The sequence below is a fragment of the Pseudomonas sp. MWU12-2029 genome (genome assembly GCF_023242425.1).
In the GTDB taxonomy this organism is placed as follows: Bacteria; Pseudomonadota; Gammaproteobacteria; order Pseudomonadales; family Pseudomonadaceae; genus Aquipseudomonas; species Aquipseudomonas kribbensis.
The window spans coordinates 311,845-327,566 of record NZ_JALJDY010000006.1 but is presented as its reverse complement, the minus strand read 5'-3'; the positions used below and the strand labels follow the sequence as shown (position 1 = coordinate 327,566).

Annotated in this window: 17 protein-coding genes; 13 read left to right on the top strand and 4 right to left on the bottom strand. The window is 60.6% G+C overall.

Annotated features, from left to right (window positions below; all coding sequences use genetic code 11):
- The first annotated feature begins 208 nt into the window (after positions 1-208).
- Complete coding sequence (locus tag M5B44_RS17530) at positions 209-610, top strand: lysozyme inhibitor LprI family protein (protein WP_248739985.1); 402 nt, start codon at positions 209-211, stop codon at positions 608-610.
- Positions 611-649: 39 nt separating this feature from the next.
- Here the strand turns inward: M5B44_RS17530 and M5B44_RS17525 are convergent, their stop codons facing one another.
- Entirely contained in the window at positions 650-1,615 is a 966-nt protein-coding gene (locus M5B44_RS17525) for a tyrosinase family protein (protein ID WP_248739984.1), read from the bottom strand.
- A 282-nt stretch (positions 1,616-1,897) separates the two neighbouring features.
- Here M5B44_RS17525 and M5B44_RS17520 point away from each other — a divergent pair, with 282 nt between their 5' ends.
- From M5B44_RS17520 to M5B44_RS17510, 3 genes are read left to right on the top strand one after another with little or no spacing between them, the layout of a single operon-like run.
- Positions 1,898-2,152 carry a type II toxin-antitoxin system RelE family toxin gene (locus M5B44_RS17520; RefSeq protein WP_248740070.1) on the top strand — a complete coding sequence of 85 codons (255 nt, stop codon included), beginning with the start codon at positions 1,898-1,900 and terminating at the stop codon, positions 2,150-2,152.
- On the top strand, positions 2,136-2,459 hold the full coding sequence (locus tag M5B44_RS17515) for a helix-turn-helix domain-containing protein (RefSeq protein WP_169432232.1): 324 nt from the start codon (positions 2,136-2,138) through the stop codon (positions 2,457-2,459). The genes M5B44_RS17520 and M5B44_RS17515 overlap by 17 nt, the downstream gene beginning before the upstream one ends.
- A 32-nt stretch (positions 2,460-2,491) precedes the next feature.
- Positions 2,492-2,908, top strand: coding sequence for a DUF3010 family protein (locus M5B44_RS17510; protein WP_248739983.1), 417 nt, complete (start codon positions 2,492-2,494; stop codon positions 2,906-2,908).
- 1 nt (position 2,909) lies between these two features.
- On the opposite strand, the gene M5B44_RS17505 is transcribed toward M5B44_RS17510, so the two are convergent.
- Positions 2,910-3,854, bottom strand: coding sequence for a GlxA family transcriptional regulator (locus M5B44_RS17505; protein WP_085688589.1), 945 nt, complete (start codon positions 3,852-3,854; stop codon positions 2,910-2,912).
- A gap of 193 nt (positions 3,855-4,047) precedes the next feature.
- Between M5B44_RS17505 and M5B44_RS17500 the strand changes: the two genes are divergently transcribed.
- The 6 genes from M5B44_RS17500 (at position 4,048) to M5B44_RS17475 (ending at position 9,245) form a co-directional block, all read left to right on the top strand.
- A complete protein-coding gene (locus tag M5B44_RS17500; RefSeq protein ID WP_248739982.1) occupies positions 4,048-4,992 on the top strand; it encodes a choline ABC transporter substrate-binding protein in 945 nt (314 codons plus the stop codon).
- A gap of 75 nt (positions 4,993-5,067) precedes the next feature.
- Positions 5,068-5,955, top strand: a complete 888-nt coding sequence (locus M5B44_RS17495) for a 3-keto-5-aminohexanoate cleavage protein (RefSeq protein ID WP_064380223.1) — start codon at positions 5,068-5,070, stop codon at positions 5,953-5,955.
- Between the two features lie 69 nt (positions 5,956-6,024).
- Positions 6,025-6,990, top strand: coding sequence for an L-carnitine dehydrogenase (locus M5B44_RS17490; RefSeq protein WP_248739981.1), 966 nt, complete (start codon positions 6,025-6,027; stop codon positions 6,988-6,990).
- Between the two features lie 56 nt (positions 6,991-7,046).
- Positions 7,047-7,523: a thioesterase family protein gene (locus M5B44_RS17485; RefSeq protein ID WP_248739980.1), complete on the top strand. Its 477-nt coding sequence runs from the start codon at positions 7,047-7,049 to the stop codon at positions 7,521-7,523.
- Positions 7,524-7,547: 24 nt separating this feature from the next.
- Positions 7,548-8,711 (top strand): gamma-butyrobetaine dioxygenase, encoded by a 1,164-nt coding sequence (locus M5B44_RS17480; protein WP_248739979.1) that lies wholly within the window; start codon positions 7,548-7,550, stop codon positions 8,709-8,711.
- 273 nt (positions 8,712-8,984) lie between these two features.
- Positions 8,985-9,245, top strand: coding sequence for a hypothetical protein (locus M5B44_RS17475; protein ID WP_085688602.1), 261 nt, complete (start codon positions 8,985-8,987; stop codon positions 9,243-9,245).
- Positions 9,246-9,322: 77 nt separating this feature from the next.
- Here M5B44_RS17475 and M5B44_RS17470 read toward each other — a convergent pair whose 3' ends face one another.
- Both M5B44_RS17470 and M5B44_RS17465 read right to left on the bottom strand, forming a co-directional pair.
- Positions 9,323-10,426 (bottom strand): GlxA family transcriptional regulator, encoded by a 1,104-nt coding sequence (locus M5B44_RS17470; RefSeq protein ID WP_065260190.1) that lies wholly within the window; start codon positions 10,424-10,426, stop codon positions 9,323-9,325.
- Between the two features lie 445 nt (positions 10,427-10,871).
- The gene (locus tag M5B44_RS17465) at positions 10,872-12,248 is read right to left on the bottom strand and encodes an L-serine ammonia-lyase (protein ID WP_248739978.1); all 1,377 of its coding nucleotides are present in this window, start codon (positions 12,246-12,248) and stop codon (positions 10,872-10,874) included.
- Positions 12,249-12,682: 434 nt separating this feature from the next.
- Here M5B44_RS17465 and M5B44_RS17460 point away from each other — a divergent pair, with 434 nt between their 5' ends.
- The 3 genes from M5B44_RS17460 to choV all read left to right on the top strand — a co-directional run bounded on the left by M5B44_RS17460 (position 12,683) and on the right by choV (position 15,717).
- Positions 12,683-13,630 carry a choline ABC transporter substrate-binding protein gene (locus tag M5B44_RS17460; RefSeq protein ID WP_169432241.1) on the top strand — a complete coding sequence of 316 codons (948 nt, stop codon included), beginning with the start codon at positions 12,683-12,685 and terminating at the stop codon, positions 13,628-13,630.
- 66 nt (positions 13,631-13,696) lie between these two features.
- Positions 13,697-14,542 carry a choline ABC transporter permease subunit gene (gene choW, locus M5B44_RS17455; RefSeq protein ID WP_248739977.1) on the top strand — a complete coding sequence of 282 codons (846 nt, stop codon included), beginning with the start codon at positions 13,697-13,699 and terminating at the stop codon, positions 14,540-14,542.
- Complete coding sequence (gene choV, locus M5B44_RS17450; protein WP_085709138.1) at positions 14,539-15,717, top strand: choline ABC transporter ATP-binding protein; 1,179 nt, start codon at positions 14,539-14,541, stop codon at positions 15,715-15,717. The genes choW and choV overlap by 4 nt, the downstream gene beginning before the upstream one ends.
- Positions 15,718-15,722: the final 5 nt, after the last annotated feature.

Below are 15,722 nucleotides of genomic sequence, written 5' to 3'. Positions count from 1 at the left end.
GCGCCGAATCGTCTGCCGGCGCTTTGGGGCCAGCATATGCCTCGGTGCGCGACCAGCCGGGTGCAAAAACGACAGGGGAATTGCCGAAAGCGTCAATCCGCGACAAAGCGTCGCCAACCGGTCCGACCAGCCACCTGTTCAAGCCCGCGAGCTTGAGCCAGAATCTGCCGCATCTCGGAAACACCACTGGATTAGAGCGGCGACATCAATGAAATCGATCTTCCTGGCCCTGGCACTGATTGCGACCGGCGTACACGCCGCCGAAGAGTCCGACAACAACCCGTGCGACGCGGTGGAAAACGACGTCCAGACCCTGGAATGCTCGACCTACAGCCGCACCACCGCCGAAGACCTGCTCAAGGACAACTACAAAAGCCTGAACGAGCGCATGCAATCGACCTACGGCAAGAACCCGGCGCAACTGGCCGACATCACCGCCAAACTCAAGACCGCCCAGCAACAATGGCTGAAAACCCGCGACGCCGACTGCGCCGTCGAAGCCTTCCCGGCGACGGACGGCAGCAAGGCGTTCAAGATTGCGCAGAACGATTGCGTGGCGCGGATGAGCGATGAGCGGTCGGAGTTTTTGGAGTCGATTGGGCAGGAGTGAGGAGTGTTCCTGCACGAGTCGTGCAGGAACGTTGACACGTCATGAAGCCATGAAGGGCGACTTGAATGGACGCTTCTGCAACGGCTGGACGGGTGCGTATTCATAGCCCAGTGCTCGGATGTCCATGACGTCTCTGATGGTTCTCATCCATGGCGCCAGCGTGTCATCAAGGTTATGACCGCGCGGCCCACCACTGATCGGCGTGTAATGCGGAGCCCATCGCGGATTGTCCAGCGCCATTTGTGCCTGCCAATTCGCCCAGATCCTGTCGATATTGCAATGGTGCAGGAAGAACACCGGATCCTCGGGGGATGTCATGGCCAACATGTTGCCCCCTATCCACAGATGGACGCGGTTGTGCAGCTGCGAACCCGGGGTCGTGACTTGAGGATCACCTCGTTGCGTGATCCACCCCTCCAGTCGATTGCGAAATCCCCTGGTATATGGACCGGAATCATATGGCGGCGTGTCATATAACCACTCTCGCATCGCCATGCCCACGTCTGCCGACGTCGGAAGCGAGGTCACAAAAACCCCGAACTGACGCTTGAGACCAGGTTCCGTCTCACCGTTTTCCGGGTAGGCAGGAACCGGCCAGTTTCCGTTCTGGTGAGCAAAAGGTCCGGTCTGTACTCGGTCATGATCACCTTGACTGCCATTGCCGCCCATCCATTGATCCGTCCAGACGGGTGAGCTTGTCGGATCCGACGCATCTTCAGTCCAGTCCCAATATGGCAGAGTCACTTGAGGGTCAATCGCGCGCAAATCCGTCTCAAACTGCATCAGCATTTCTCGATGCCATGGCAGAAATGCCGGGCCAAGGTGGGCTCCGTTTCGATACTCAGGATCTTGCGGTTCCCAAGGATGCACGGTGGGTTTCATCACTTGGTGATGCCAGTGCACATATTTGTCGTACCCCCCATTACGCTTGAGGGTGAGCAGACAGTTGATGAACGCTGCCCGCTCGACTGCCGTATGTGAGCGAATGTTTTTCCTGACTATCATTGTGCGGCTCCTTTGCCGGAACAGTCGTTCTTGGGTTCAGAGCCGGTGATGGCCCTCGCATCAATCTTCAAGGCAATGTCGATAAGGATCTACTGTCAGAAATAACAGGTCGCCCCCAGTTTCAGATGAACGGTATTTACCTCTGTGTAATTCATGGATGACAGCCAAGCCCGAAATTTTCCCCGCAATGCAACCTGCAACATTCGGTCGAACGTTGTTTATTGGCCACCTGAAAAATATAAGCAAAGATTCGCAAGTCTTATAAAAGACTTATATTCTGCCATGAACGGCATCCACTGGACTCGAAGGGCCGTTAAGCCACTCCTGAAATTGCATTCCGTTCATCAGTGTCAGGTCAGAGATGCCATCACGGTGCTTGCTGACATGCCTGATGTGGGCAATGTGAAAGCACTGGTTGGTCATGACTACGCGTATCGACTGCGTGTCGGTAATTACCGAGTCATGTTCGACTGGGATGGCGCGATCAAAGTGGTCAGTATTCAAGAGGTAAAAAAACGCGATGAACGCACTTACTGACATCCAAATCATCAATGATTCCGAGGGCAAGCCCGCTTTCGTGGTCATTCCCTACGCACAGTATGTCGCACAGAAAATGGAGCCTGACCTGATCCCCCATGAGGTGGTCAGTCGCATTGTCGATGGGGCAACTCCGATCAGGGCCTGGCGCGAACATCTCAACCTGACTCAGGAAGAAGTGGCGAAACGCATGGGCATTTCGCAACCAGCCTTCGCCCAGCAGGAAACCGTGGCGAAGCCGCGCAAGGCCACTCGCGAGAAGATTGCAGCGGCGTTTGGTATCACCGCCAACCAGCTTGAGCTGTAAGCTGCAACTCTCCAGCCAATCAAGGGATTCACATGAACATCTGCGGTATCGAAATCAAAGGCAGTGAAGCGATCATAGCCGTGGCGTCCCTCGACGGTTCGGTGCTGATCCATGTCGCTCTGAGCACCAAGAAAATCGCGCTGGATGATGACGATGAGGCGGCCAACGTCAAACTATTCGCCGCGCAGGTCGCGTCGTTCGTGCGCGAGAACGCCATCGATCGAATCGCGATCAAGAAGCGCAGCAAGAAGGGCGAGTTTGCCGGCGGCCCGACCACGTTCAAGATCGAGGGCGTGTTTCAGTTGCTGGACGGTTGCGAGGTGACCCTGCTGTCGCCGCAGACGATCAATGCCCAGGCCAAGAAGCACAATTTCGAGCTGCCGGGCACGCTGAACAAGTATCAGCATGAGGCTTACAAAGCGGCGTGTTCGGCGTTGATGAAGAAATAACTCAGGCTTGAGCGGTGCGCCGATCTTCCCGTGGACACCGGGCAAACTTCGCCCGGTAGCTGCGGGTGAAGTACGACGGTGATTCAAACCCGCAGGCGATGCTGACTTCCAGCACGCTCATGTCGGTCTGGCGCAACAGCTGCCGGGCCTTTTCCAGTCTTAAGCGCAGATAGAAGTTGCTCGGCGTGTCGTTCAGATGCAGCCGAAACAACCGCTCCAGTTGCCGCCGCGTCACTTTGATCGACTCCGCCAGCTCCAGGGTGGTCAACGGTGGTTCGCTGTGCTGCTCCATCTCGCCGATCACATGCACTAGCTTCTTGTTGCTGATGCCGTAGCGCGTGGCGACTTCCATGCGCTGGTGGTCCTTGCGCGGACGAATCCGCCCCAATACAAACTGCTCGCTGACCTGGATCGCCAGTTGCGGGCCGTGGGCCTGGGCGATCAGATCGAGCATCAGGTCGATGGAGGCGGTGCCACCGGCGGAGGTGATGCGCCGACGGTCGATCTCGAACAGTTCCTGGGTCACGCTGAGCTGTGGATAAGATTCCTTGAAGGCGTCGATGGCTTCCCAGTGCAGGGTCAGGCGATGGCCGTCGAGCAGGCCGGCCTCGGCGAGGACGAAACTGCCAGTGTCGATGGCGCCGAGGGTCACGCCTTCGTTGTCCAGCCGTCGCAGCCAGTGCTCCAGCGCCGGGGTGGCGAATTTCAGCGGTTCGAACCCGGCGACCACCAGCAGCGTCGCCCCTTTCTTCAGCGGTTCCAATGCCGCGTCGGCGTTGACCGACATCCCGTTGCTCGCCAGCACCGCCCCGCCATCGGCACTCAACACGTGCCAGCGATACAACTCGCCGCGAAAGCGGTTGGCCACCCGCAGCGGTTCGATCGCAGAGATGAAACCGATGGCGGAAAAACCCGGCATCAACAGAAAGTAGAAATCCTGGGACATGGTGCGCACTCGGTCAGCGGGTAGCGTGCAACGTTGATACGCCAGTTGTCGGCGGCATTCAAGAGCACAGGTCGCTGCAGTGCAAGAGCTGGTCGCCGCAGTGCGTTTTTACGGGGGCATTGCTGCGTAATTTGAGCATCACCGGCGCATCAGACGCCGGGACCCACAATAACGACCTGCCGAGGAACCCGACATGAAACGACTGATCAGCAGCTGTGTTCTCGCACTCAGCGGTACCGCGTTTTTAAGCGCCAGTGTCATGGCGGCCGAACCTGCCTCGTGCCAGAACGTGCGCATGGGCGTGGTGAACTGGACCGACGTGATCGCCACCAGCGCCATGACTCAGGTTCTGCTCGACGGCCTCGGCTACAGCACCAAACAGACCAGCGCCTCCCAGCAAATCATTTTCGCCGGCATCCGCGACCAGCGTCTGGATCTGTTCCTCGGCTACTGGAACCCCCTGATGACCCAGACCATCACCCCGTTCGTCGATGCCAATCAGGTCAAGGTTCTTCCGGCGCCGAGCCTGAAAGACGCCCGCGCCACCCTCGCCGTACCGACCTATCTGGCGGACAAGGGCCTCAAAACCTTCGCCGACATCGCCAAGTTCGAGAAAGAACTGGGCGGCAAGATCTACGGCATCGAGCCGGGCTCGGGCGCCAACACCCAGATCAAGGCGATGATTGCCAAGAATCAATTTGGCCTCGGCAAGTTCCAGCTCGTGGAATCGAGTGAGGCCGGCATGCTCGCCGCCGTCGACCGCGCTGTGCGCCGCAAGGAAGCCGTGGTGTTCTTCGGCTGGGCGCCGCACCCGATGAACGTCAATGTGCAGATGACTTATCTGACCGGCAGCGACGACGCCCTCGGCCCGAACGAAGGCATGGCCACCGTGTGGACCGTCACCGCGCCGAAATACGCCGAACAATGCCCGAACGTCGGTCGCCTGCTGAGCAACCTGACGTTCACCGCCGAAGACGAGAGCCGGATGATGCAACCGCTGCTCGATCACAAGGACGCGTTCGAATCGGCCAGGCAATGGCTCAAGGATCACCCGCAGGACAAACAGCGCTGGCTCGAAGGCGTAACGACCTTCGATGGCAAACCGGCGGCTGAAAACCTCCAGCTCACCAGCAAATAAAGCGCAACGAACGAACCACTTCGCAGCCCGCCCAGGGCTGCGGACAGACCCATCACGCCTGAAGGAAAACGCACCATGAACCACGACGTCATCATCACCTGCGCACTCACCGGTGCTGGCGACACGACCGCCAAGAGCCCTCATGTGCCGGTCACTCCAAAGCAGATCGCCGCAGCCGCCGTCGAAGCGGCCAAGGCCGGCGCCACCGTCGTGCACTGCCACGTCCGTGACCCGCAGACCGGCAAGTTCAGCCGTGACGTGGCGCTGTACCGCGAAGTCATGGAGCGCATCCGCGAAGCCGACGTCGACATCATCGTCAACCTCACCGCCGGCATGGGCGGCGACCTGGAAATCGGCCCGGGCGAGAACCCGATGGAGTTCGGCCCGAACACCGATCTGGTCGGCCCGCTGACCCGTCTGGCCCATGTCGAAGAGCTGCTGCCGGAAATCTGCACGCTGGATTGCGGCACCCTGAACTTCGGCGACGGCGACACCATTTATGTCTCCACCCCGGCCCAGTTGCGTGCCGGCGCCAAGCGAATCACCGAGCTGGGCGTGAAAGCGGAGCTGGAGATTTTCGACACCGGTCACCTGTGGTTCGCCAAACAGATGATCAAGGAAGGCCTGCTCGACAACCCGCTGTTCCAGCTGTGCCTGGGCATCCCGTGGGGCGCGCCGGCCGACACCACCACCATGAAAGCCATGGTCGACAACCTGCCGGCCGACGCTGTTTGGGCAGGCTTCGGCATCGGCCGGATGCAGATGCCGATGGCCGCGCAAGCGGTGCTGCTTGGCGGCAACGTGCGGGTCGGTCTGGAAGACAACCTGTGGCTGGACAAAGGTGTGCTGGCAACCAACGGCCAACTGGTCGAACGCGCCACCGAGATCCTCAGCCGCCTCGGCGCCCGGGTGCTGACCCCGGCGGAAGGTCGCAAGAAGATGGGCCTGACCCAGCGCGGCTGAAATCACCCTTTCCCCCGGTGGGCGGGTCATTGGCGCCCACCGTTTTTTGCCTCATTCCAGGAAGTGACCATGAGCTTTATCACCGAAATCAAAACCTTCGCAGCACTGGGCAGCGGCGTCATCGGCAGCGGTTGGGTCGCCCGCGCCCTCGCCCATGGCCTCGACGTGGTGGCCTGGGACCCGGCGCCGGGTGCCGAAGCGGCGCTGCGCAAACGCGTGGCCAATGCCTGGGGCGCGCTGGAAAAAAACGGCCTGGCGCCAGGCGCTTCGCAGGATCGCCTGCGTTTTGTGACGACCATTGAAGAGTGTGTGCGCGACGCGGATTTCATCCAGGAAAGCGCTCCGGAACGCCTCGAACTGAAACTGGAGTTGCACAGCAAAATCAGCGCGGCGGCCAAGCCCAATGCCCTGATCGGCTCCAGCACCTCGGGCCTGTTGCCGAGCGAGTTCTACGAGAGCTCGACCCACCCGGAACGTTGCGTGGTCGGCCACCCGTTCAACCCGGTTTACCTGCTGCCATTGGTGGAAGTGGTCGGTGGCAAGAACACCGCGCCGGAAGCGGTTCAAGCGGCGATGAAAGTCTACGAATCCCTCGGCATGCGCCCGCTGCATGTACGCAAGGAAGTGCCCGGCTTCATCGCCGACCGCCTGCTCGAAGCGCTGTGGCGCGAGGCGCTGCACCTGGTCAACGACGGCGTGGCGACCACCGGTGAAATCGATGACGCGATCCGCTTTGGCGCCGGTCTGCGCTGGTCGTTCATGGGTACGTTTTTGACTTACACCCTGGCCGGTGGCGATGCCGGCATGCGTCACTTCATGTCGCAGTTCGGCCCGGCGTTGCAGTTGCCGTGGACGTACCTGCCGGCACCAGAACTGACGGACAAGTTGATCGACGATGTGGTGGATGGCACCAGCGATCAACTGGGCCGCCACAGTATTTCGGCGCTGGAGCGCTATCGTGATGATTGTCTGCTGGCGGTGCTTGAGGCGGTGAAGACCACCAAAGAAAAGCATGGAATGAGTTTCAGCGAGTAATTGCAGATTGAGCGTTCCCGCGCAAAGCGCGGGAGCGCTCGTGCCTGGAGATAAACATGCCCACCCTCACCACTTACCAGACCCGCATCATCCCCGACTGGGTCGACTACAACGGCCACCTGCGCGATGCCTTCTACCTGCTGATTTTCAGTTACGCCACCGACGCCCTGATGGATCGCCTCGGCATGGACAGCAACCACCGCGAAGCCAGCGGAAATTCGCTGTTCACCCTCGAACTGCACCTCAACTACCTGCACGAAGTGAAGCTCGATGCCGAGGTAGAAGTGCGCACGCAGATCATCGGCCACGACCAGAAACGCCTGCACCTCTATCACAGCCTGCACCTGGCCGGCGGTGACAAGGAACTGGCCGGCAACGAACAGATGCTGCTCCACGTCGACCTCGCCGGGCCGCGTTCCGCACCGTTTACCCCGGACACCCTGGGCCGTCTGCAAGCCATCGTCGCCGAGCAGGCCGACCTGCCCGCCCCGGCTTACATCGGCCGGGTCATCGCCCTGCCCCCAGCCCGGTAAATTCATTCATCGCAAGGAGCCGCCATGCAAACCGCCGCTGCAGTTGCCGATTTCCGTACTTATCCGTTGATCAGCGCGCTGAACGGCGTGCAGAACCTGGCGGATCGCGTTCTGATCGAATGGGCCGACGGGCGCGTCAGCCCGTTTCACCACGTGTGGCTGCGGGATAACTGCCCGTGTCCGCAGTGCGTCTACAGCGTTACCCGCGAGCAAGTGTTCGAGATTGTCGATGCGGCGCAGGATCTGTCGCCCTCTGCCGCCTATATCGACACCGATGGCTGCCTGCGCATCGACTGGCAGGACGGCCACCTGAGTCGCTTCGATGCGGGCTGGTTGCGGGCCCACGCCTATGACGACGAATCCCGTGCCGAGCGCCTCGCCACCAAGCCAAAACCGTTTCTGTGGCACAGCGATTTGCAGCTGCCGGTGTTCGACTATTCAGCCCTGATGAACGACAACGCTGCGCTGCTGCAATGGTTGCTTGCCGTGCGCGATATCGGCCTGACCCAGGTGCGCGGCGTGCCCACCGAACCCGGCTCGCTGAAGCTGATCGCCGAGCGCATTTCGTTCATTCGCGAGAGCAATTTCGGTGTGCTGTTCAACGTGCAATCCAAGGCCGATGCCGACAGCAACGCCTACACCGCATTCAACCTGCCATTGCACACCGACCTGCCGACCCGCGAGCTGCAACCGGGGCTGCAATTTCTGCATTGCCTGGTGAACGACGCCGAGGGTGGCGAGAGCATTTTCGTCGACGGTTTTGCGATTGCCGAAGCGTTGCGTCTGGAGGATCCCGCATCGTTTCAGGCGATGTGCGAGATCCCGGTGGAGTTTCGCAACAAGGACCGCCACAGCGACTATCGCTGCCTCGCGCCGATCATCGCCCTCGATGCCTTGGGTCGGGTTGCGGAAATCCGCATGGCCAACTTTCTGCGCGGTGCGTTCGACACGTCCGTGGAGCAAATGCCGCTGCTGTATCGCGCGTATCGACGCTTCATCGCCATGACCCGCGAGCCACGCTTCCGGGTGATGCAGCGGCTCAATCCGGGCGAGTTGTGGTGCTTCGACAACCGCCGCACCCTGCATGCGCGCAATGCGTTCGACCCGTCCACCGGGGCCCGGCATTTCCAGGGCTGCTACATCGACAGGGACGAGTTGCTGTCGCGGATTCTGGTGCTTCAGCGCTAGACCGCGTCATTGTTATTCGCAGGCAAAAAAAGCCCCGATACAAGCCGTGACAGGATCGGGGCGAGGGTACTGTTGAGGAGCTGCCATGCCGAGGGTGACCAAACCTTCGTGAAGCGAGCTGAGGCCAGTGTGCCCACTCCTCTTGTCGGCGAGTTAGCCGAAAACGACCTGTTCATAGTCGTCGCGGCCACTGCGACAAATCGCCCTTGCCGTGCCTGTACAGGCCTACCAGAATCGAGTCACGACCTCCGTTGCCAAAGAAGGATTCGCGTCATGATGTATGCCGATTTGATCGATCAGGAAGACCTGTTGGGCCAACTCAAGTCGTTGGGATTCGAAGTACCGTCGGGCTCTACCGCACAGCAAGCCTGCGAGTGCGCCGTGCGCGGTCTGGACGATGTGCGGGCCAACACGCTGCGCACCATGGTCAAGCAGATGTACACCAGCAGCGCGAGTATCCAGCCGATCGTGCGTGAAGCCATCGACAAGCAGTTGCTGCCGGCCCTGGCGCAGTACCAGCAGACCCGCGCCTGATACCTGACCGAAAAAAAGATCGCAGCCTGCGAAAGTGCCTTCCCTGAAGGCGCTGTCGCAGGCTGCGATCTTTCGTTTCAGAGACGCACGCTGGCGAAGGTCGACTCGTTGCGCGCCTGGCTCAGCGCCGACATCGGCCCGGACAGCGGCGACATCACGATGGCCTGCGGCAGCGGCAGCATCGCCACCTGCTGGGTGGTGTTGGAGCCTACGCGCTCGTCACGCGGCGGAATGCCGAAGTATTCGCGGTAGCACTTGGAGAAGTGCGGCGTCGACACGAACCCGCAGACCGATGCCACTTCGATGATCGACATCGGCGTCTGCTTGAGCAGTTGCCGGGCACGGATCAGGCGCAGCTTGAGGTAGTAACGCGACGGCGAGCAGTGCAGGTATTTCTGGAACAGGCGCTCGAGCTGGCGACGGGACACGGCGACGTACACCGCCAGTTCGTCGAGGTCGATCGGCTCTTCCAGGTTGGCTTCCATCAGCGCGACGATTTCCTGCAGTTTCGGCTGATTGGTGCCGAGCATGTGCTTGAGCGGCACGCGCTGGTGATCCTGCTCGTTGCGGATACGCTCGTAGACGAACATCTCGGAGATCGCGGCGGACAGTTCACGGCCGTGATCGCGGCTGATCAGGTGCAGCATCATGTCCAGCGGCGCGGTGCCGCCGGAGCTGGTGAAACGGTTGCGGTCGAGGGTGAACAGACGGGTGCTCATCGCCACGCGCGGGAAAGCTTCCTGCATCGCTGCCAGACATTCCCAGTGCACGCTGCAATCGAAGCCGTCGAGCAGGCCGGCGCAGGCCAGTGCCCAGCTGCCGGTGCACACGGCGCCGAGGCGACGGGACTGGCGCGCCTGGCTTTGCAGCCACGAGACGTGTTCACGGGTAACGGTGCGTTGAATGCCGATCCCGCCGCACACGATGATGGTGTCGAGGGCCGGGGCTTTGTGCATGGAGGCGTCGGGGGTGATCTGCAGACCGTCACTGGCCCAGACCTGGCCACCGTCGACGGTGAGGGTGGTCCAGCGATACAGCTCGCGACCGGACAACTGGTTGGCCATGCGCAGCGGTTCGACTGCGGAAGCCAGGGAAATCAGCGTGAAATTGTCCAGCAGCAGAAAGCCGATGGATTGAGGCGCACGGTTCTGGGGTTGAGCCCCGGAGTTGAACGACGTCATCGCGGTATCTCCTCACACAAAGCAGGTGATGGCCTCAGGCGGAGGCTCTTGTTATTGCCATCGTTCTCTTGCGTGAGACGGGGCTTTGTTATGACAGAGCAATTGCCATGCCTAAAATTGAATGGCTGTTCAATAACTCCTGAAAACGACGTCGCGACGCGTCTATACAAGCCGTCCGACGAAAGGTTGTTCGAAGTGCCATCAGCGGCGGTGAAAGCCCTGCCCCGGCGTGCGTGAGCAGATCGGTAGCACTTGTGGGAACAGGGCTGCGGGGGATTGTCCTACAGTGTCACCGCTGGCACGGATGACGGACGGTAGCCGGTGCGAATCCGGGCATGTTGGTGGGAAACACTCTTATCTGATTGCGACGCGCCAAAAGGTGGCGCGTTTTATTGTCGATGCTCACTTGGTGCGCAGTTTTGACTGGTCTGGCGCTGTCGGCGTATCAGCACTCAACCGCGCTGACCGCCAATCCACCGCGTGAAGTTTCCTTATATTTGTCATGCATGTCGGCGCCGGTATCGCGCATGGTGCGGATCACCCGGTCCAGCGAAATAAAGTGCTGACCATCGCCGCGCAAGGCCATCTGCGCCGCGTTGATCGCTTTCACCGCCGCAATCGCATTGCGCTCGATGCACGGCACCTGGACCAGACCGCCCACCGGATCGCAGGTCAGGCCGAGGTTGTGCTCGAGGCCGATTTCCGCCGCGTTGCACAATTGCTCCGGGCTTGCTCCAAGGATTTCCGCCAACCCCGCCGCCGCCATTGCGCAGGCCGAACCGACCTCGCCCTGGCAACCGACTTCGGCACCGGAGATCGAAGCGTTCTTCTTGCACAGAATCCCCACCGCCGCCGCCCCGAGGAAATAATCCACCACGTTGGCGTCGGTTACCGCTTCGCTGAATTTCATGAAGTAGTGCAGCACCGCCGGAATGATCCCGGCCGCGCCGTTGGTCGGTGCCGTGACCATGCGCCCGCCGGCCGCGTTCTCTTCATTGACCGCCAGGGCGAACAGGTTGACCCACTCCATCGCGCTGAGGGTCGAGCCGATCACGTTGGGCTTGTTCAATTCCTGAAGACTGCGGTGCAACTTGGCCGCACGCCGGCGCACATTGAGGCCGCCGGGCAGGATGCCTTCGTGCTTGAGGCCCTGCTCGACGCAATCCTGCATCGCCCGCCAGAGCTTCATCAGCCCGGCGCGGATTTCCTCTTCGCTGCGCCAGACTTTCTCGTTGGCCATCATCAGTTCGGCCACGCGCAGGTTGTTCTGCTTGCACAGCTCCAGCAGCTCGACCGCACTGGAGAAGTCATAGGGCAATTCGGTGCGATCCAGATCCACCACACCGCTGGACGCCTGCGCTTCATCGACGACAAAACCGCCGCCGACCGAATAGTAGGTGTCGCGATGAATCTCGCCGTGATCGCCTTCGGCAACCAGGGTCATGGCGTTGGGATGGAACGGCAGATTCTCGTCGATCAGACGCATGTCGCGGGCCCATATAAAAGGCACCGACAAACGACCATCCAGTAAAAGGGTGTGAGTTTCGCGCAGGGCCTGGATCCGCGGGCCGATCTGCGACGGGTCGATCGCGTCCGGCCACTCGCCCATCAGGCCCATGATCACCGCGTTGTCGCTGCCGTGACCGACACCGGTGGCCGACAGCGAACCGAACAGTTGCACTTCGATCCGCCGAACCTGCTCCAGCAGGAATCTGTCGCGCAGCGACTCGACGAACAGCGCCGCGGCGCGCATCGGCCCGACGGTGTGAGAACTGGAGGGACCAATGCCGATTTTGAACAGGTCGAAAACGCTGATAGCCATTGATGCAGAGCTCCTGAGAGTGCCGGTCCGGGGCGTGAAGCGCCCGCTGGCGGAGCTGCTACGCTCAAGCTGCGATCCGCCGGAATGCCCGCATCATCAGGCTTTTCCCGGGTCGCACGGCGTCTGACACCGACGCACTCATGCCCACGAACGCCGTGCCGGTTTTCGCCCGTGTTTTCGCCGTTTTTATGCGGTTCAGATGGCCAAACAGGGCTGAAAAAAGCTGTAAACGACGTCACTGACACTGGATGCGACCATCCCTGTACTGGATACGACGCACCCTGTAGGCGTCAGATTTTCACTGGTACATGATCGTATCGACTCGATTGCAAGGCGCCGTGACAGAGCTGTCTCCAGAACGCCATCCAACCGCAACCTATAAGTGCGGTGGTCCAGTCGGAACACTGCCAAAAAAAACACCAAGGAGTCCATCCATGAAAGGTTCCCCGTCGTTGTTGTTGGCCGCCATGCTGAGTCTGCCGTTACTGGCGCAAGCTGCAGAACCGGCGCAGTGCAGTACCGTTAACTTCTCCGATGTCGGCTGGACCGACATCACCGCAACAACCGCGACCACCAGCGTGGTGCTCGACGCCCTCGGCTACAAGACCAAGACCACCATGATCTCCGTGCCCGTGACCTACAAGTCGCTGGCCGACGGCAAGAACATGGACGTGTTCCTCGGCAACTGGATGCCGACCATGGAAAACGACATCAAGGCCTACCGTGATGCCGGCACCGTGGAAGTGGTGCGCACCAACCTCAAGGGCGCCAAATACACCCTCGCCGTACCGCAGGCGCTGTACGACAAGGGCCTGCATGACTTCGCCGACATCGCCAAATTCAAGAAAGAGCTCGACGGCAAGATCTACGGCATCGAGCCTGGCAACGACGGCAACCGCCTGATCCAGAGCATGATCGACAAGAACGCCTTCGGCCTGAAAGACGCCGGTTTCAAGGTCGTCGAATCGTCCGAGGCGGGCATGCTCTCGCAGGTCGACCGTGCGCAGAAGCGCGACACCGCCGTGGTGTTCCTCGGCTGGGCGCCGCACCCGATGAACAAGCGCTTCAAGATTCAATACCTGACCGGCGGCGACGACTTCTTCGGCCCGGATTTCGGCGCCGCTACTGTCGCGACCAACACCCGCAAGGGCTACGTCGAGGAATGCAGCAACGTCGGTCAGTTGCTGAAGAATCTGGAGTTCACCGTCGACATGGAAAGCACCCTGATGGGCAACATCCTCGACGACAAGATGAAGCCTGACGCGGCCGCCAAGGCCTGGCTGAAAAAGAATCCACAGGTGCTCGATACCTGGCTCGCTGGCGTGACCACCATTGACGGTAAACCTGGCCTGGAGGCCGTGAAAGCCAAACTTGCTCAGTAATCGCTTATGCCGGACGGCTCCGGCCGTCCGGGCTGTTTATTTCCTTGCATGCGGACGTTCACTACCATGCTGATTGATCAGAAAATCCCTTTAGGCCAGTACATCGCGGGCTTCGTTGAATGGTTGACGCAACACGGCGCCAGCACCTTCGACGCAATCGCCGTGACCCTGGAAACGATGATCCACGGCGTGACGTTTGCGCTGACCTGGTTCAACCCGCTGGTGTTGATCGGCCTCATCGCTCTGCTCGCGCACTTCATTCAACGCAAATGGGGCCTCACCGCCTTCGTGATCGCCTCCTTTCTGCTGATCCTCAACCTGGGGTACTGGCAGGAAACCATGGAAACCCTCGCCCAGGTCATGTTCGCGACCCTGGTCTGCGTGGTCATCGGCGTGCCGCTGGGCATCGTCGCCGCGCACAAACCGATATTCTACACTTTGATGAGGCCGGTGCTCGATCTGATGCAGACCGTACCGACCTTCGTTTACCTCATTCCTACCCTGACCCTCTTCGGGCTGGGCGTGGTCCCGGGCCTGATCTCCACGGTGGTGTTCGCCATCGCTGCGCCGATCCGCCTGACCTACCTGGGCATCCGCGATGTCCCGGAAGAACTGATGGACGCCGGCAAGGCCTTCGGCTGCTCGCGTCGCCAACTGCTTTCACGGATTGAACTGCCCCACGCCATGCCGAGCATCGCGGCCGGCATCACCCAGTGCATCATGCTGTCGCTGTCGATGGTGGTGATCGCGGCACTGGTGGGCGCCGACGGACTCGGCAAACCGGTGGTCAACGCACTGAACACTGCTGATATCGCCCTGGGCTTCGAAGCGGGCCTGGCGATCGTACTGCTGGCGATCATGCTCGACCGTATCTGCAAACAACCCGACGCCAAAGTAGGGGGTGACGCATGAGCATAATCCGCTTCGATAACGTAGACGTTATCTTCGCCAAGGATCCGCGCGAGGCACTCAAGCTGCTGGATCAGGGCATGACCCGCAACGAGATCCTGAAAAAGACCGGGCAGATTGTCGGCGTTGAAAAGGCCAGCCTGGATATCGAGAAAGGTGAAATCTGCGTACTGATGGGTTTGTCCGGCTCCGGCAAGTCCAGCCTGCTGCGCTGCATCAACGGCCTCAACACCGTGAGCCGTGGCAAGCTGTTCGTCGAGCATGAAGGCAAACAGATCGACATCGCGTCCTGCAGCCCGGCCGAACTGAAAATGATGCGCACCAAGCGCATTGCGATGGTGTTCCAGAAGTTCGCCCTGATGCCGTGGCTGACCGTGCGCGAGAACATCAGCTTCGGTCTGGAAATGCAGGGCCGTCCCGAGAAAGAACGCCGCAAGCTGGTGGATGACAAGCTTGAGCTGGTGGGCCTGACCCAGTGGCGCAACAAGAAACCCAACGAACTGTCCGGCGGCATGCAGCAGCGTGTGGGCCTGGCCCGTGCACTGGCGATGGACGCCGACATTCTGCTGATGGACGAACCGTTCTCGGCCCTCGACCCGCTGATCCGCCAGGGCCTGCAGGACGAATTGCTGGAACTGCAACGCAAGCTGAGCAAGACCATCGTGTTCGTGAGCCACGACCTCGACGAGGCGCTGAAACTGGGCAGCCGCATCGCGATCATGAAAGACGGCCGGATCATCCAGTACAGCGTGCCGGAAGAGATCGTGCTCAATCCTGCGGACGACTACGTGCGCACCTTCGTCGCCCACACCAACCCGCTGAACGTGCTCTGCGGTCGCAGCCTGATGCGCACTCTGGACAACTGCAAACGCATCAATGGTTCTGTGTGCCTCGATCCAGGCGGCGACTCATGGCTGGACCTGGCCGAAGGCAACACCATCAAGGGTGCACGCAAGAACGGCTCGGTACTCGACCTGCAGAACTGGGTGCCGGGGCAAGCGGTTGAGGGCCTCGATCGCCGTCCGACGCTCGTGGACTCGAACATCGGCATGCGTGACGCGTTGCAGATTCGTTATCAGACCGGCAACAAGCTGGTGCTGCACGACAACAATCATGTGGTGGGGATTCTCGGGGACAGCGAGCTGTATCACGCGCTGCTCGGCAAGAACCTGGGGTAAAGACA

Bases quoted from the DNA above. Each gene is read 5' to 3' on its own strand.
- M5B44_RS17500 (WP_248739982.1), top strand. From the start codon at position 4,048: ATGAAACGACTGATCAGCAGCTGTGTTCTCGCACTCAGCGGTACCGCG.
- M5B44_RS17515 (WP_169432232.1), top strand. From the start codon at position 2,136: ATGAACGCACTTACTGACATCCAAATCATCAATGATTCCGAGGGCAAG.
- M5B44_RS17505 (WP_085688589.1), bottom strand. From the start codon at position 3,854: ATGTCCCAGGATTTCTACTTTCTGTTGATGCCGGGTTTTTCCGCCATC.
- M5B44_RS17460 (WP_169432241.1), top strand. From the start codon at position 12,683: ATGAAAGGTTCCCCGTCGTTGTTGTTGGCCGCCATGCTGAGTCTGCCG.
- M5B44_RS17510 (WP_248739983.1), top strand. From the start codon at position 2,492: ATGAACATCTGCGGTATCGAAATCAAAGGCAGTGAAGCGATCATAGCC.
- M5B44_RS17480 (WP_248739979.1), top strand. From the start codon at position 7,548: ATGCAAACCGCCGCTGCAGTTGCCGATTTCCGTACTTATCCGTTGATC.
- M5B44_RS17465 (WP_248739978.1), bottom strand. From the start codon at position 12,248: ATGGCTATCAGCGTTTTCGACCTGTTCAAAATCGGCATTGGTCCCTCC.
- M5B44_RS17530 (WP_248739985.1), top strand. From the start codon at position 209: ATGAAATCGATCTTCCTGGCCCTGGCACTGATTGCGACCGGCGTACAC.
- M5B44_RS17525 (WP_248739984.1), bottom strand. From the start codon at position 1,615: ATGATAGTCAGGAAAAACATTCGCTCACATACGGCAGTCGAGCGGGCA.
- M5B44_RS17495 (WP_064380223.1), top strand. From the start codon at position 5,068: ATGAACCACGACGTCATCATCACCTGCGCACTCACCGGTGCTGGCGAC.
- choW (WP_248739977.1), top strand. From the start codon at position 13,697: ATGCTGATTGATCAGAAAATCCCTTTAGGCCAGTACATCGCGGGCTTC.
- M5B44_RS17475 (WP_085688602.1), top strand. From the start codon at position 8,985: ATGATGTATGCCGATTTGATCGATCAGGAAGACCTGTTGGGCCAACTC.
- M5B44_RS17470 (WP_065260190.1), bottom strand. From the start codon at position 10,426: ATGACGTCGTTCAACTCCGGGGCTCAACCCCAGAACCGTGCGCCTCAA.
- M5B44_RS17490 (WP_248739981.1), top strand. From the start codon at position 6,025: ATGAGCTTTATCACCGAAATCAAAACCTTCGCAGCACTGGGCAGCGGC.
- M5B44_RS17485 (WP_248739980.1), top strand. From the start codon at position 7,047: ATGCCCACCCTCACCACTTACCAGACCCGCATCATCCCCGACTGGGTC.
- choV (WP_085709138.1), top strand. From the start codon at position 14,539: ATGAGCATAATCCGCTTCGATAACGTAGACGTTATCTTCGCCAAGGAT.
- M5B44_RS17520 (WP_248740070.1), top strand. From the start codon at position 1,898: ATGAACGGCATCCACTGGACTCGAAGGGCCGTTAAGCCACTCCTGAAA.